The organism is Vibrio sp. B183, from assembly GCF_000740665.1.
Classification (GTDB): Bacteria; Pseudomonadota; Gammaproteobacteria; order Enterobacterales; family Vibrionaceae; genus Vibrio; species Vibrio coralliilyticus.
In genome coordinates, this window is the sequence record NZ_JPQB01000007.1 from 84,420 (window position 1) to 99,451 (window position 15,032).

14 protein-coding genes are annotated in these 15,032 nt (G+C 44.1%); 10 read left to right on the plus strand and 4 right to left on the minus strand.

What is annotated here, in order from left to right:
* Window positions 1-198: 198 nt before the first annotated feature.
* Entirely contained in the window at window positions 199-1,743 is a 1,545-nt protein-coding gene (locus IX95_RS09195) for a methyl-accepting chemotaxis protein (protein WP_038159016.1), read from the minus strand.
* A gap of 532 nt (window positions 1,744-2,275) precedes the next feature.
* Here IX95_RS09195 and nirB point away from each other — a divergent pair.
* From nirB to IX95_RS09220, 5 genes are all read left to right on the plus strand, one after another.
* Complete coding sequence (nirB, locus tag IX95_RS09200; protein ID WP_038159019.1) at window positions 2,276-4,831, plus strand: nitrite reductase large subunit NirB; 2,556 nt, start codon at window positions 2,276-2,278, stop codon at window positions 4,829-4,831.
* 12 nt (window positions 4,832-4,843) lie between these two features.
* Entirely contained in the window at window positions 4,844-5,167 is a 324-nt protein-coding gene (gene nirD, locus IX95_RS09205; RefSeq protein WP_021457103.1) for a nitrite reductase small subunit NirD, read from the plus strand.
* Window positions 5,168-5,292: 125 nt separating this feature from the next.
* Window positions 5,293-6,141, plus strand: coding sequence for a formate/nitrite transporter family protein (locus tag IX95_RS09210; protein ID WP_019276488.1), 849 nt, complete (start codon window positions 5,293-5,295; stop codon window positions 6,139-6,141).
* Window positions 6,142-6,286: 145 nt separating this feature from the next.
* Window positions 6,287-7,045 carry a uroporphyrinogen-III C-methyltransferase gene (gene cobA / locus IX95_RS09215; protein WP_038159021.1) on the plus strand — a complete coding sequence of 253 codons (759 nt, stop codon included), beginning with the start codon at window positions 6,287-6,289 and terminating at the stop codon, window positions 7,043-7,045.
* A 97-nt stretch (window positions 7,046-7,142) separates the two neighbouring features.
* Complete coding sequence (locus IX95_RS09220) at window positions 7,143-7,625, plus strand: LabA-like NYN domain-containing protein (protein WP_006962420.1); 483 nt, start codon at window positions 7,143-7,145, stop codon at window positions 7,623-7,625.
* Here the strand turns inward: IX95_RS09220 and IX95_RS09225 are convergent.
* Window positions 7,605-7,802 carry a DUF2986 domain-containing protein gene (locus tag IX95_RS09225; protein WP_006962417.1) on the minus strand — a complete coding sequence of 66 codons (198 nt, stop codon included), beginning with the start codon at window positions 7,800-7,802 and terminating at the stop codon, window positions 7,605-7,607. The genes IX95_RS09220 and IX95_RS09225 overlap by 21 nt on opposite strands.
* Window positions 7,803-7,979: 177 nt before the next feature.
* Between IX95_RS09225 and msrP the strand changes: the two genes are divergently transcribed.
* The gene (msrP, locus tag IX95_RS09230; protein ID WP_038159024.1) at window positions 7,980-8,987 is read left to right on the plus strand and encodes a protein-methionine-sulfoxide reductase catalytic subunit MsrP; all 1,008 of its coding nucleotides are present in this window, start codon (window positions 7,980-7,982) and stop codon (window positions 8,985-8,987) included.
* Complete coding sequence (gene msrQ / locus IX95_RS09235) at window positions 8,987-9,586, plus strand: protein-methionine-sulfoxide reductase heme-binding subunit MsrQ (protein ID WP_038159028.1); 600 nt, start codon at window positions 8,987-8,989, stop codon at window positions 9,584-9,586. The genes msrP and msrQ overlap by 1 nt, the downstream gene beginning before the upstream one ends.
* 56 nt (window positions 9,587-9,642) lie before the next feature.
* On the opposite strand, the gene IX95_RS09240 is transcribed toward msrQ, so the two are convergent.
* Both IX95_RS09240 and IX95_RS09245 read right to left on the minus strand, forming a co-directional pair.
* A complete protein-coding gene (locus tag IX95_RS09240; RefSeq protein WP_038159030.1) occupies window positions 9,643-10,449 on the minus strand; it encodes a phytochelatin synthase family protein in 807 nt (268 codons plus the stop codon).
* An 83-nt stretch (window positions 10,450-10,532) separates the two neighbouring features.
* Window positions 10,533-11,444 carry an omptin family outer membrane protease gene (locus IX95_RS09245; protein ID WP_038159033.1) on the minus strand — a complete coding sequence of 304 codons (912 nt, stop codon included), beginning with the start codon at window positions 11,442-11,444 and terminating at the stop codon, window positions 10,533-10,535.
* 373 nt (window positions 11,445-11,817) lie between these two features.
* Here IX95_RS09245 and IX95_RS09250 point away from each other — a divergent pair, with 373 nt between their 5' ends.
* From IX95_RS09250 to IX95_RS09260, 3 genes are all read left to right on the plus strand, one after another.
* Window positions 11,818-12,741, plus strand: coding sequence for a LysR family transcriptional regulator (locus IX95_RS09250; RefSeq protein WP_038159036.1), 924 nt, complete (start codon window positions 11,818-11,820; stop codon window positions 12,739-12,741).
* Between the two features lie 231 nt (window positions 12,742-12,972).
* Window positions 12,973-13,317, plus strand: coding sequence for a DUF3316 domain-containing protein (locus tag IX95_RS09255; protein ID WP_038159039.1), 345 nt, complete (start codon window positions 12,973-12,975; stop codon window positions 13,315-13,317).
* Window positions 13,318-13,705: 388 nt separating this feature from the next.
* A complete protein-coding gene (locus IX95_RS09260; RefSeq protein ID WP_038159042.1) occupies window positions 13,706-14,920 on the plus strand; it encodes a hypothetical protein in 1,215 nt (404 codons plus the stop codon).
* Window positions 14,921-15,032: the final 112 nt, after the last annotated feature.

A 15,032-nucleotide genomic window follows, 5' to 3' on the forward strand; every position in this document is an offset into this window, starting at 1 on the left:
TTTGTTAATGGTTTTGAATTCGTATTTAAAGTCACAAAAATGCGACAAAATGTAGAGAAATACCACTTATGAGCCCTAATAGGTCTAAGCCTGTATCATTGATAAGATTGTTAAACAGATTTGACCCTATTTTAGTGATCTTTTTGTAGTTATCAGGGCTTGGTGATGGAGAGGGAAAAGAGCCCGAAGGCTCTCCAATTATTTCTGGAACTGTTTCATTAAACGTTCCAGACCTTCTAGGTTGTTAACCAAATGACTGGTTCGTTCGATTGAAGATTGTGACGTTTGGGACGTGTCATCGGCGAGTTGTTTGATGTTGATGATGTTGCGGTTGATCTCTTGCGTAACGCTCGCCTGTTGCTCGACCGCAGTGGCGATTTGGATGCTGCTGTCGGTGACTTGATTCAATTTGTCTGAAATCGTGCTGAGAACATCACCCGTTTCATCCGCACGGTGCTTGCAGCGGCTTGAAAGAGCAATACCTTTTTCCATTGCACCTACTGCACTTTCGGCCGTTTCCTGAAGCTGGCGAATCATGGTATGAATTTCACTTGCAGAGGAACCGGTTTTTGACGCCAGATTTCGCACTTCATCCGCGACTACAGCAAATCCGCGGCCAGCTTCTCCCGCTCGCGCTGCTTCGATAGCGGCATTCAGGGCAAGTAGATTCGTTTGTTCTGAAATAGCAGTGATGACCTCTAAAATGCTGTCTATCTTTTGGCTGTCTTGAGATAGCCGATTAATGATTGTCTGTGCTTGCGCCAGCTCAGCTTCAAGAGCAGTCACTTCCGCAATGGTGGAATGTATGCTGCTTAGCCCTTTTTCAGATTCTTGATCGGCTTCTTCAGCGAGCATTGAAGCCGCAGATGCGCCGCTTGCGACTTCATTGATAGAGTGGGTGAGTTGCTCAACAGCTGCGGCAACTTGCTCCGTTTCATGACATTGTTGGTCTAGGCTTTGTCCGATTGATTGAATCGTGCCAAATTCGTCTTCTGCTGAAATCAGGATTTCTCCGGACGTTTCCGTTGCCCTAGCGGTCACTGCCCGCAGTTCGGCTTGCTTCATTTTCAGCGCTAATTCGACCTGAGAGTAATCATCGAAATGGTTAGTATAGGGCTTTTCCATCAATGGGTTGCTATAGGCTTGCTGGGCCAGAGCTGCCATGCTTTTACTACGTCGGTACTGGTACGCGAGGCCAAATGTCATCATTGCCGCAACTAAGGTAATTGCAGCACTGAGAACACTCTGGGTCGTACCCAGCATTAAAAGCGACAATAATGCCAGTAACGTAGAAGAGCCTAATGTGAGTTTGTGCAGTGGCAGCCTAGGTTTTGTTGTAGATTTATTTTGTTGTAGCCGACGATAAAGCGCTTCAGCTCTCTCAACTTGTTCTGAATCGGGTTTAGAACGAACCGACTGATATTCAACGATGTCACCTTCAGGGTTTTTAATCGGAGTTACAAAGGCGGATACCCAATAGTGAGCTTCATCTTTACATTGATTTTTTACTAGACCCATCCAACTTTTCCCTTGTTTAAGGTAGGTCCACATCTGTTCGAATGCTTGCTTGGGCATGTCACCATGACGAACCATATTGTGGGGGTTGCCCACTAATTCGTCAGTTGAATAGCCTGCAATATCACAGAAGTCTTGATTGGCATGAGTTATAAGGCTGGATCGATCCGTGGTAGATATTAGATTGGCATTAGCGCAATAGTCTTTGTTGAGCTGTTGATTGTTCATTTTTATTGGTTATCTCAAATAGTATGGCGGCGTATTTCAGCTAGCGGTCTATTACCATTTGCTAAATTACTTCTGGTTTTTCCTTGACTTACCGCGCCATGCTATCCCTAGGGCAAAAGTTCTATAAATGACCTAAATCAATTTGAGTTAACTATTCACAAACTGCTCAGCGAAGTTTGACTGTTCGCAAATAATTGCTGCAAAAATAACCTTGTTACATGTTGTTTCTTTTTGTTGAGATATTAATTCCAATTATTCATATGTGCTTGATTGCAATTGTATTCAATTTGTTAACCCGAGCTTTATCGTTCAGAGCTCCTGTGAAGAAGTGTTTACATAAAGTAAACATTACTAAGTCTTATAGAGGACTAGGAATTCATTATTGTAATTTTAATACATAAATAGGCTGATTAAATCTTGCTCCTACCCCTTTAGGGTAGTTCAATTTCGTAATTGATTTACATCATATATTAATTTTCTTTCACATTTAACAATGCACATAGTGATAAGAACCTAACCCTTAGGAAGTACTATGAGCAAGTTGAAGCTGGTCATTATAGGTAACGGCATGGTCGGGCACCGTTACATAGAAGACCTCGTTGAGAAGACGGATGTTTCTCAATATGAAATATCTGTCTTCTGTGAAGAACCTCGTGTCGCTTATGACCGTGTCCATCTCTCTTCTTACTTTTCCCATCATACTGCAGATGAGCTTTCGCTTGTAAAGGAAGGCTTTTACGAAAAGCATAATATCAACATCTTGATGGGCGAACGCGCTATCAACATCAATCGTGAAAAGCAGACCGTTTATTCAAGCACTGGACGTGAAATTCAGTATGACAAACTTGTCATGGCCACGGGGTCCTTTCCTTTTGTTCCACCAATTAAGGGCCACGAGAGCAAAGACTGTTTTGTCTACCGTACAATCGAAGATCTTAAAGCGATCGAAGCATGTGCCAAGAACAGCAAAGTTGGCGTCGTTATTGGTGGTGGCTTACTTGGCCTTGAAGCTGCAGGTGCACTGAAAGCATTAGGTGTGCAAACTCATGTAGTAGAGTTTGCTCCGAAATTGATGGCTGAGCAGTTAGATCAGGCTGGTGGTGATCAATTACGTCAGAAAATTGAACGTATGGGCGTGACGGTACACGTTAGCAAAAACACCCTAGAGATTGCACCGGAAGGCAAAACAGCAAGAAACGTAATGCGATTCGCTGATGGTAGCGAGTTAGAGACGGACTTTATTGTTTTTTCTGCCGGCATCCGCCCTCAAGACAAACTTGCTCGCCAAATGGGATTAGGCATAGCACCACGTGGTGGTGTAGAGATTAATGATTGCTGTCAGACAACTGATGAAAATGTTTATGCTATCGGTGAATGTGCATCTTGGAATCGCACGTTTTATGGCCTTGTGGCACCGGGTTACAAGATGGCGACAGTCGCCGTTGATCACTTGTTAGGTAACGACAGCAAGTTTGAAGGCGCGGACATGTCTGCGAAACTGAAGCTGCTTGGTGTCAAAGTAGGCTCAATCGGTGATGCAAACGGACGTACACCGGGATGTAAGAGCTACGTTTACCAAAACGAAGAGCAGGAAGTGTACAAGCGAATCATCGTTTCTGAAGACGGTAAGAAGTTGCTTGGTGCGGTGATGGTAGGTGACACATCTGATTACGGTGATTTGCTGCAGCTTAAACTCAATGAGATCGAGCTTCCAGAACATCCAGATACGCTAATTCTTCCGGCTCATGCTGGGGCAGAAAAGCCAACGCTAGGGGCTGATGCGCTTCCTGAATCAGCGGTTATTTGTTCTTGCTTTGATGTTACAAAAGGCAAGATTGCTGAAGCCGTGGCTCAAGGCCATCACACTATTGGTGAAATCAAAGCGGTAACTGGCGCTGGAACGGGTTGTGGTGGTTGTATTCCACTGGTGACATCCGTGCTAAACGCTGAATTAGCCAAAGCAGGTGTCGAAGTAAAAAATGATGTGTGTGAGCATTTTGCTTACTCTCGCCAGGAGCTGTTCCACCTTATCCGTATTGAAGAAATCAAAACATTTGATGAGCTGTTGGAAAAATACGGTAAGGGATACGGCTGTGAAGTGTGTAAGCCACTAGCAGGCTCAATCCTCGCATCTTGCTGGGGTGAGCACATTCTAAAACCTGAATTGGTCAAACTTCACGATACTAACGACAACTTCCTCGGTAACATGCAAAAAGACGGAACCTACTCTGTGATTCCTCGTATGGCTGGTGGTGAAGTGACGCCTCAGGCACTTAAGGTATTGGCTGAAGTTGCTGCCGAGTACAACCTTTACACCAAAGTTACTGGTGCTCAGCGCATTGGTCTGTTTGGCGCTCAGAAAGACGACCTACCTGCAATTTGGAAGAAGCTGATCGCTGCAGGCTATGAAACAGGGCAGGCCTATGCCAAAGCGCTTCGCATGGCAAAGACTTGTGTAGGCTCAACTTGGTGTCGTTATGGCGTCCAAGATTCTGTTGGCCTTGGTGTGATGATCGAAAACCGCTACAAGGGCATCCGTACCCCGCATAAGATGAAATTCGGTGTATCGGGTTGTACGCGTGAATGTGCAGAAGCACAAGGTAAAGACTTAGGTATCATAGCGACAGACGCAGGCTGGAATATGTACGTGTGTGGTAATGGCGGAATGAAGCCAAGACATGCTGACCTTCTAGCGAGCGACCTCGATAAGGACACCCTCATCAAATACATCGATCGTTTCATGATGTTCTACATTCGTACGGCAGCGCCACTGCAACGCACTTCTGTGTGGATGGAAAATCTGGAAGGTGGTGTTGATTACCTGAGAGAAGTCATCGTCAACGACAAACTCGGTATCAATGCACAACTGGAAGCCGATGTAGCCAAGTTAGTAGAAGAGTTCCGTTGTGAATGGACTGATACTATCAACGACGAAGCTCAGCTAAAACGTTTCGCACATTTCATAAACTCAGATGAACGCGATAGCAATGTTGTCTTTGTCCAAGAGCGTGAACAGCATCGTCCGGCGACGTACACAGAAAAACATCCAGAAGAGAAGGGTGACATCCTTCACGTCGAGTTAGTTTAGGGAGACAACATCATGGCATTTACAAAAGTATGCAGTATTGAAGATATCACCCCGGGTACTGGCGTGTGTGCGTTGGTTTCTGGGGAGCAGGTTGCCATTTTTCGCCCTTCTCACGCTGAAGAAGTGATGGCTATCAGCAACACTGATCCGTTCTACCAGTCAAATGTCCTTTCCCGTGGATTGATCGTTGAACACAAGCAGGAGTTGTGGGTCGCTAGTCCTCTGAAAAAACAGCGTTTTAACCTATCAACGGGTGTATGTATGGAAGACGAAAACTTCAGTGTCAAAGCATACAAAACACGCGTTATTAAAGGTCAGGTTGAAGTTTCTGCTTAACCGGGTGTTTGAAGAGATTTAATAGCTTAAAGGCTTGTTGCTTTCCATAGGGGAGCAGGTGAAGCAACGAGCCTTTCACTATTCAATTTCAACTTTTAACTTTCAATTTTAAAAAGGACGTAGCTATGTCTTCAGCATTAAAACCTGCCGAATTCGTACAAACCATGATCGATGTCGGCGAAGCGAAAACAAAAACAAGTACGCGTGACTTGATTTTGCGCGGCACAATGGCGGGTATCATCTTATCTTTGGCTGTTGTAGTCGCCATTACGACTATCGTACAGACAGGCATCGGCATCGTGGGTGCTTTAGTGTTTCCAGTCGGCTTTTGTATCCTAAGTCTGATGGGCTACGATCTGGTCACCGGTGTTTTTGGTCTCGCACCTCTTGCCAAGTTTGATAACCGACCAGGTATCACCTGGAACCGCATTTTCCGTTGCTGGGGATTAGTTGGACTTGGCAACTTGATTGGCTCACTGATCGTTGCTTACCTGGTTGCTATCTCCTTGACGGGCAATTTCTCATTGGACCCAAATGCCGTAGTTAAGAAATTTATCGCGGTATCAACAGCGCGTACCGTTGGTTTTGAAAACATGGGAATGGACGGATGGATTACCTGTTTTGTGCGTGGCATTTTCTGTAACCTGATGGTCTGCCTTGGTGTGATTGGTAACATGACTGCCCGAAGTGTAGCTGGCAAGATCGCCGCAATGTGGCTACCGATTTTCATCTTCTTTGCCTTGGTGTTTGAGCATACGGTTGTGAACATGTTCTTGTTCCCACTGGGTATGATTCTTGGTGCCGATTTCGGTATTGCAACTTGGCTGAACTTCAACCTTATTCCAACGATTCTGGGTAACATCGTTGGTGGCTTGTTGTTCACTTGTATTCCTCTTTACCTGACTCACGCGAAAACTGCTCCATCAATTGATTCTGAGCAGGAAGTTAAAGCTAAGCCTGCAATGGCGAAATAAATTGATGTGGCCCCATAGCGCAGCATGGGGCCTTCGCAGAGTCCTTTTAAATGGTTAAAGGTTTGGCGATAAAAAGTCGTGATTCGATGAGTACTTTGATTGAGCGCTACTTTTTATATCCAAATTTGAATCAGCAGGTACGGCTATGAGTGCTCACCCTAACTCTTCTCCAAAACGTGGTTTTGTTTCTCTTGTTGGCGCTGGTCCCGGTGATCCAGATTTACTAACCTTGAAAGGTTACCGAGTGATACAGCAAGCAGAAGTGATCGTTTATGACCGCCTTGTTTCTAAAGAAATATTGGCGTTAGCCAATCCTCAAGCTGAGATGGTTTATGTCGGCAAGAAGCTTGATTTTCATTGCGTGCCTCAGGATAAAATCAACCAGATTTTGGTGGAAAAAGCACTGGCAGGAAAGCGTGTTGTTCGGCTCAAGGGTGGGGACTCATTTATTTTTGGTCGTGGTGGTGAAGAGCTGGAAGAGTTGGCTGCCCATGGAATTCACTTTGAAGTGGTACCGGGCATAACAGCGGCTGCTGGCGCAACTGCATACGCAGGTATTCCGTTGACACACCGTGACCACGCTCAGAGCGTTCAGTTTATTACTGGTCATGTGCAGAAAGATGGTCGGGAAATTGAATGGCAATCACTGGCCCAATCTAACAACACACTGGTATTTTATATGGGTCTAAAGCAGAGCCAGCGAATTACTACCAAGCTTATCGAAAATGGTCTGGATGAACAGATATCTTGCGCCATTATTGAAAACGGAACACGCAGCGAACAGCGTGTATTCACTGGGCCACTAAAAGACTTACCCAAGTTGGCAGAGGGAGCAGTCAGCCCTGCTCTTATTGTTGTTGGTAGCGTGACCTCGCTGCACGATAAGCTTAAATGGTTTAATTAAAGAGTCTTTGCCTTTCGCATCAGAATCCATAGAAAACCAACAGCTTGAGTTCAATAACTGTTACTATGCCTGCGTTATTGATTAAACAGGATTCCTGATGGAAAAAGTCGCCATTTTCGTTGATGTCCAGAACATCTACTACACAACACGAGAAAAGTACCGCGCAAACTTTGACTACAATGAGTTTTGGTACGTTGCAACGGAAGGTCGAGACGTCACCGAGGCTCATGCGTATGCGATTGCTTCACATGACCCGAAACAGAGGCAGTTTCATCATATCCTTCGCGGTATTGGCTTTAACGTTAAACTGAAGCCATTTATTCAACGACAAGATGGCAGTGCCAAAGGCGATTGGGATGTGGGTATTGCTTTGGATGTGTACGAAGCTGCCAGCAAGGTTGACCGAGTTATTCTGTTATCTGGAGATGGCGACTTTGACGTGTTAGTCAAACGAGTCCAGGAAAGGTTTGGCACCAAAGTGGATGTATTTGGTGTGCCGGGCCTTAGCGCACAGTCACTAATCGACGTGTGCGATAAGTTCATCCCGATTGAAGAGGAATTATTGCTCAGACGAACCTGAGTCTAAGCTTTCTTCATTTTCCGCTTGTGCAGCGGTTTGCTGTTCTTGCTCTTCTGCTTCAAGCTTTGCTCTTTCCGCTTTTGAAATGTAGCGAGGCTTGTTGCTTTTATGTAGCTTAGCGTTTTGCTTTTTCTGCTTCGCTTTTAGGATCTGGTTAATTTTCTTCTTACGGTTCATCGTTGTCGCCCAGTATTCAGAGGGGCGCGCATAGTAACAGACTTTGTACCACACTTCACCTTAACAAGATTATCTGCGTTTTTGATGAAAGAGATCTGGTGTTAGCACGGTCTGGTTAAATCATTGAACAATCGATTTGTTTCTTGCTCAGTGAGTAAGTCGTATCAGGGGAAGACTATGTGGATAAAGAAAAATCATCGCTGGGCGTTATCTGAAAACGAGGCAACACCAGAGTCGGTGTATAAAGAGCGAAGAGACATTTTAAAAAAACTGGGTATTGCTGTTGTCGGTGTGCCGTTGGCGGCGAACTCTCAGGCGGGTGTTTTGGATCTGTTCTCCTCAAAAGAGGAGCCTGCTCAAGACCGCCGTATTGATTTATCTGCCTCAAAGCCGGATAAGTATCAAGCTGACCTTTCATTAACACCTGAAGACAAAGTACTGAAGTACAATAACTTTTATGAATTTGGAACAGGGAAGTCTGATCCTGCGGAAAAATCAGGTGGTTTTGTTTCCGATCCTTGGAGCGTCAAAGTTGATGGGTTAGTTGGTAATCCGATAACGTTGAATTATGAAGACATTTTCAACAAGTTTACTCTTGAAGAGCGCATCTATCGCCTAAGATGCGTAGAAGCATGGTCAATGAATATACCTTGGATTGGCTTTCCGTTGTCTGACATCATCAAAATGGCTAACCCGAAGAGTGAAGCGAAATACGTTGCTTTTGAAACACTCTACGACCCTGAACAGTTCCCCGGGCAAAACTCTTGGGGTGGCAGTATCGATTACCCCTATGTTGAAGGCCTGAGACTGGATGAAGCGATGAACCCGTTAACGCTTATCTCAGTAGGTTTGTATGGCAAAACCTTAGCTCCCCAAAATGGCGCACCTTTGCGTTTAGTTGTGCCATGGAAATATGGCTTCAAGAGTATCAAGTCTATAGTGCGCATTCGTTTGACAGATCAAGAGCCACCAACCACTTGGAATAGACTAGCACCCCATGAATATGGGTTTTATGCCAACGTAAACCCACAGGTCGATCATCCACGATGGAGTCAGGCGAGCGAACGTTTTATCGGTGAAGGTAATTTATTTAGTAGCCGACGACAGCCTACATTGATGTTCAATGGCTATGAGGAAGAAGTCGCTCATCTCTACAAGAATATGGACTTAAGGAAGTTCTATTGATGAGGTTGTCTCCAAGGGCGATCACATGGCTGAAGGTAGTTATCCATGGTGTGTCTTTGAGTTTCTTGCTGCTGTTGGTGCTCAAGGCTTTCGCGGGTGGTTTAGGTGGAGACCCAGTACAGGGCATTATCCACTACACGGGTATCAGTGCACTCAATACGCTGTTTGTTTCTTTATTGGTCTCACCATTAGCGAAATGGACTAAGCAAGGGGCGTTAGTCAGAGTCAGACGATTGGTTGGGCTATATAGCTTTTTCTGGGCGGTATTACATTTAGTCGCTTATGCGACGCTGGATCTGGGTTTGGACTGGAGTCTACTGGCTTCGGAGATCATCAAGCGTCCTTACCTCACCGTTGGTGGAGCTGTGTGGCTGATATTGTTGTCGCTGTCTGTAACATCGACCAAAGCGATGCAGCGTAGACTGGGAGCAAAATGGCAAAAGCTACATAATTGGGTTTATTTAGCCTTGCTGCTTGCACCCATACACTTTTATTGGTCGGTAAAATCAGAGGTCACTGAACCAACGTTCTATATTCTGATAGCTCTCGTGTTGCTTGCGATTCGCTGGAAAACACTTAAGCAGCGATTACTTCGCTAATCGTGTAATCGAAATGTTGAAAGGCCAGCCAACCAAACGGTTTGCTGGTCTTTTTATTAGTCGGAGATAATGGCGTAGCCGCGGTATCTGTCGACATCGATTGTATTCATCGCTTTAATCATGCTGGTGGCATCGACCCAATGCCACAAGTAGTCAGCGTTATTAGGATCTAAGATGAGAAATGAATCCGAATCTCCATCATAGGCCGCCACTGGCGCGTAATGTCCACCACCTTTTTGCTCGACACCTTTTCGAGCGTAGTTAACCACCAAATAATGTTCTGGCTGACTCAGTGCCGTGACCATATTGGCCTTAATTGTGTCGATATCGTCAATGTTTTGTAGCTCGTAACTGACGACTTTAGCGCCATTGGATTTAACCAGATCGACGAATTGAGAAAGTTGCAACCCATAGTCGTTAAACTGGCTGCCTTTCGTGGGCTTGCCTAGGATTTCAATTCTGGATTTCGGTGAGTGGATTAACACGGTGTTTTGAGTATAACGGTGAAATAGGGGAGACCAGCTGACATAGGATTTATCTGAGTGCTCGACATTGCCACCGCCAGTTGGCAGGTAGCCGGACTCCAACGTAGAGAACTGACTTGAATCAAGTGGAATCTGCTCTGGTGTTCTATCAACACGCAGTGCATTTAGCACCATCGCAGCCGATGCGACACCACAGAACATTTTGTTTTCTTGCGGTTGGTAGTAAACCGAGAGTCGCGCAAAGTCTGTCTTGTTTTCTGACGAAACCAAACGTTCAAAAGATTCAGCATCGTCCCAATAGACAATTTTTGCCGCCAGTGCGTTAAAGCTGCAGCTAATAATCAAAGCTGCCAGAGACCATTTAATAGCGTGTTTCATGAGATTGTATTCCGATGATGATTGGGGGAATTTAGAAAAGAACGGCGCAAACGAATGCACCGTTCTGAGTCATTTTCAAGTGACTAGAATGTGTATTTCAGGCCAACTGAAACGGTTGAGTTGTGGTTATCCAAGCCAGCGCCATTGGGTACTACTCCAGAGTCACCAGAGCTGTTGTCAACGATGGTGGTATCTGCCTTCGCTTCAGAGTATTTGGTATAAACATATTCGGCATATAGCTTCATGCTTGGCGTAAAGTGGTAACCATAGTTGAGCGATAACGAGATAAAATCAGAATTACGGTTGCTTTGCTCATAGAAGGTCAGATCGCGCATGTTGTGATGGTCTACATCTTTCGCATCAACCCATGGGCTCCATTTAAGTTGTGCACCAAAGTCCGATTTATCCAGCTTGTATTCTCCAGCTAGTCCAAGATATAGCACGCTGAATTCCTGCTTATAGTCTATGCCTACAACGTTTGGGAATGAGCCTACGTCAGCCCCATTATTGTAGGAATAAGTGCCACCAATGCCGTCCCACTTAAAGAGATTATATTGATAGCCCGCTAGAGCACCGACTTTGTAATTGCTTTGGCTAAGCAGCCAGAAGGTTGCATTGATGTCAATCTCATGAGCATCTCGCAACTTAGTGTCTGGGCTTATGGATATGTCTGTCGGTGATGATTGATTAGCATTAAGCCAATCGCGGTCCTCCATATGAGCGTCGCCATCATCAGTCAGCACAGACCAAAAGCTACCCCTTAACGTCCAATTCTCATTAATATCCCAAGCAGCACCTAGCTTGATGATCGGGACATTATCGATCTCCCAGTCAAGCTGACTCAGCTTCCTTCCTGTACTGTCGTAAACCAGTTCCGTTGATGAGCCATTCAAGACGCCAAGAGATCCTTCTAGCGTGACATTATTCGTATCGCTTGCTGCCATAGCTTTAGGAGCCAGAGCGAGCGGAATTAGCATCAAAGTTAACTGTTTCATAAGTGTTTTAAATACTCCGGTATGGGCAAGTGTTTAGCCAAATGATTGAAATAGTGGTGAATTCCAGAGGCTTACTAGCTTGACTAATCAGCATGAAATTGGAGTGGAGTATAAAAATTGGACGAAAAACGAAATATCAGGTGATTACCTGAGATTGAGGTCAATACAGAGGAATAAAAATCAGAGAGCTAGTTTGTGTTACATCAACCCCCTTTGTATCAAGGAGAATTCGCCGCGAATAGTAATTATGGACACTAAAGAAATGAACTATAGACAATAAGTCTATAATCATTATGTAACTCTTTGAGTTAATATATCTGCCTTATCAATAAGTAAGCTTGGCTTTTAAAGGCAGCTTTAAACTGGAGGTAGTATGGACTTTGCAAATCGACTGGAAATGTTACTTGAGGTCTCGGAGTCAGGGTCATTTGCAAAAGCAGCTGAACGTTTACATATGGATCGCTCTGTCTTGTCTAAGCAGATCAAAAAACTGGAAGAGACACTGGGTGTGCGTCTGCTCAATCGCTCGACACGTTCTTTAGCGCTGACATCAGCAGGGCAGGATATTGTTCATCAAGCCAGAAAAGTCAGAGAGTTATTGGCTGACACCCGCAATATTGCAGATACTTACCACAATGAGCCCAAGGGCCACTTAAGAATTTCATGTGCGACAGTTTTTGGTCGTATGTACCTTCAGCCTGCTATCGAAAAGTTTATGGCTAAGTATCCGCAAATCACCATTGAACTGATTTTGGATGATCGTAGGGTGGATGTGATTGGTGAGCGTTTTGATGTTGTGTTCCGCATCGGCAAACTTCAGGATTCAAACCTTGTAGCCAAAAAAATCGCACCGAATGACTTTTCACTTCTTGCTTCTCGAGAGTTTGTTGAACTTCATGGCAACCCAGAAACGCCAGAGGAGCTCATTTCTCTACCTGCTATTGTGTATACCAATGGCAGCATGACCGCAGACCAATTCCAAATGCCTAGCGGGACAAATGGAGATGAACTCGCCTCATATGAAATGAACGGTAAGTACTTCGTTAACGAAGCCGAACTGATGATAGAAGGTATGAAAGCAGGTATCGGCTATGGTTTAATCTGTGATTTTATGATGCCAGAACCTCTCAATGAGATGGGGTTGGTGAAGCTGCTACCCTATGCTGATATTTACACGCAGAGCGGTATTTACGCCATGTATTCACATCGAAATCAGCCGCCTTTGGTTAAATTTTTCATTGAAGCTGTTGAAGAAATCATAGGTTCTCCGCCAATTTGGGAACAACGGTTTCATTGATACCCAGTTCGATCTAGAGCGCCTATCAGGCGCTCTTTTTTTCTTCACTCTACCTACAAAATCCAACCATTTAGTTACATTGGGGTGACATCTATTGGTGCAATATTTTCCACAATGAATAGACAGAATGCCTATTTACAGCACGGTCGTGCAATATAAAATGAGCTCTGTTGATTGGAGAAACATTCTGTTTAACCAATGTTAATAAATACAAAATGTGAGGAAATAATTATGAAACGTTTAATTACTCTTACTTCAACTATGTTACTAGCAACTTCTGCTTTCGCTTCTTCATCAGTGCTTAATGTAAGCGAAGGAGAGAGTATTCTTGCTGGTACGTTTGATAGCAAAACTGCCGCTTATGAAGCTGGTCATCAGCTGTCTGATTCGATTAAAGGTAAATCTCAAGCCGAGCTGAAGAATGAAGTGACCAATATTGGCTATTCGACTATAGGTCACGTCAGCCTCGCTAATTTCGATGTTAAAGTTGACGAGTTTGCAACTGAGCATGGTGAAGCAAAATATAGCTCAATAGTAAATTACGACTACCAATACAGAGCTAGACAAAAAGACTAATATGAGTCTATTTACTGCCTTAAGCCTAGGAGATAAGGACCTCCCTAGGGCTTATGTTCCGAATGCTTTTTAACCGCAAATCAATCTATAACGTCATTAACTTCTCGTCTCTCTGAATCAGCCAGCCATTTAATTCAATCTCTATAATTTATATAAATAACAATAAATTAGTATCTTAAACAAAGATGCTATGGTTTTTATTTTTATAAATTAAATATATTTATTCGTTTAAATTTATAGGAATAAATATTCTCACCTCTCTTGCTCAGTTTCGAACAAGTAAATATCTAAATTAACAGGTGAGGGTTAAATATGAGTTCTAATTATAAATATAAAATACAAGAAAGATCGTTCAAGTTTATTTTTATTAGCGTGTAGTTTGAGTCTTATGATTGGTCTGTCAGGCTGCAGTGATAGTGGAGAGCTGTCACAAAGCGAAGCTGACGGCGGAACGCAAGGTACATCATCAGGCACAGACGAAAACCAAGATAACAATTCCATTCAAGACAATGATGAAAATCAAGACGCGGAAGCTGATGAACCATCTAATGAGCAAGGTGGAGAAGGTAGCGAAACATCTGACTCTGAAGATAATTCAGAGTCTGGCGATGGTGTAGAAACTCCAGATGCAGAACAGGGCGATAATGAATCTAGCGGCAGTGGTCCGGAGGATTCAGATGCTCCAACGGATGCCTCAAAATTATATTATCAATTTACGCGCCCACAGTTGCCACCAAATTCTGCTCCTCACGTTCAAAGACAAAATCAAGAACTGTCAGGACGTCCTTTTCAAGTCGAGATTTATGCATTAAACGAAGACCTAAAGCTGCAAGATGTTACTGCTGAAGTAACGTGGAATGCTATTTCAGAAGAGTGCAATGGAGAGCCTTGTTATACCATCGGCTCTGAAGGCCGATTGATTGCTGGTGCTAAAGGTAAGTTTAGTGCTCAAGCAGAGTACAATGGTTTACTCACCCCAGTGATTCAATTCGAGACACCGAGAAAACTGGAGACTTGCGGAGTGGAAGGCAATACAGATAAGGCTCACCGAACAGAAAAGTGCTTGCACATTATCGTAGGCAGTTCAGGTGAAGCTGATGGAAAGTGGTTTACTGAGCCACCCAGAGCAAGTGTTATGAGTCTTATGTGGTATAGCTTTGATGACACACCCTATAATTCGGGATATACCCGTTCAGGCATAATGGTTGATGGGGGCAGTGGTACTAACCAATTTTCTTTAATGAGAAATGATGGGTATGACGAAAGAGTGGAAGATACGTCGACAATCGTTGGAGGAGACTACGGTCAATATGATCGCTATTGTGCTGATTTGGCCACTATCAAATTTAATGGCAGAAGTAATTGGCGAAGAGTCACAGAGGCAGAGCTTATAGAGTTGTCAAAAATGTCTATTGGTTCAACATATGACTGGCCTGTTACAGGCTTCTACGCTTCAGGAAATGTACATATTAGATCTCAAGATAAGGGAGGTCTTCATTTAAGACATGTGTATATGCAGACAGGTCAAGTGACGAGTTTGTTACCGACAACAAAGTCACTGCCTACCTGTGTTTCAGAATTACTCGACACACCAGCACAATAAAAAAAGTGGGGTGAGAAGAGTCACCCCAAAAACACACAGCTAATCACTTCTAATTGTCCAAACTAGCTCTGTCGGAAAGGAAGTAACGACGAACCACAAGACGCCGGAGTGA

Coding starts and splice junctions, on each gene's coding strand:
- IX95_RS09195 (WP_038159016.1), bottom strand. CDS start 1,743: ATGAACAATCAACAGCTCAACAAAGACTATTGCGCTAATGCCAATCTA.
- nirB (WP_038159019.1), top strand. CDS start 2,276: ATGAGCAAGTTGAAGCTGGTCATTATAGGTAACGGCATGGTCGGGCAC.
- nirD (WP_021457103.1), top strand. CDS start 4,844: ATGGCATTTACAAAAGTATGCAGTATTGAAGATATCACCCCGGGTACT.
- IX95_RS09210 (WP_019276488.1), top strand. CDS start 5,293: ATGTCTTCAGCATTAAAACCTGCCGAATTCGTACAAACCATGATCGAT.
- cobA (WP_038159021.1), top strand. CDS start 6,287: ATGAGTGCTCACCCTAACTCTTCTCCAAAACGTGGTTTTGTTTCTCTT.
- IX95_RS09220 (WP_006962420.1), top strand. CDS start 7,143: ATGGAAAAAGTCGCCATTTTCGTTGATGTCCAGAACATCTACTACACA.
- IX95_RS09225 (WP_006962417.1), bottom strand. CDS start 7,802: ATGAACCGTAAGAAGAAAATTAACCAGATCCTAAAAGCGAAGCAGAAA.
- msrP (WP_038159024.1), top strand. CDS start 7,980: ATGTGGATAAAGAAAAATCATCGCTGGGCGTTATCTGAAAACGAGGCA.
- msrQ (WP_038159028.1), top strand. CDS start 8,987: ATGAGGTTGTCTCCAAGGGCGATCACATGGCTGAAGGTAGTTATCCAT.
- IX95_RS09240 (WP_038159030.1), bottom strand. CDS start 10,449: ATGAAACACGCTATTAAATGGTCTCTGGCAGCTTTGATTATTAGCTGC.
- IX95_RS09245 (WP_038159033.1), bottom strand. CDS start 11,444: ATGAAACAGTTAACTTTGATGCTAATTCCGCTCGCTCTGGCTCCTAAA.
- IX95_RS09250 (WP_038159036.1), top strand. CDS start 11,818: ATGGACTTTGCAAATCGACTGGAAATGTTACTTGAGGTCTCGGAGTCA.
- IX95_RS09255 (WP_038159039.1), top strand. CDS start 12,973: ATGAAACGTTTAATTACTCTTACTTCAACTATGTTACTAGCAACTTCT.
- IX95_RS09260 (WP_038159042.1), top strand. CDS start 13,706: ATGATTGGTCTGTCAGGCTGCAGTGATAGTGGAGAGCTGTCACAAAGC.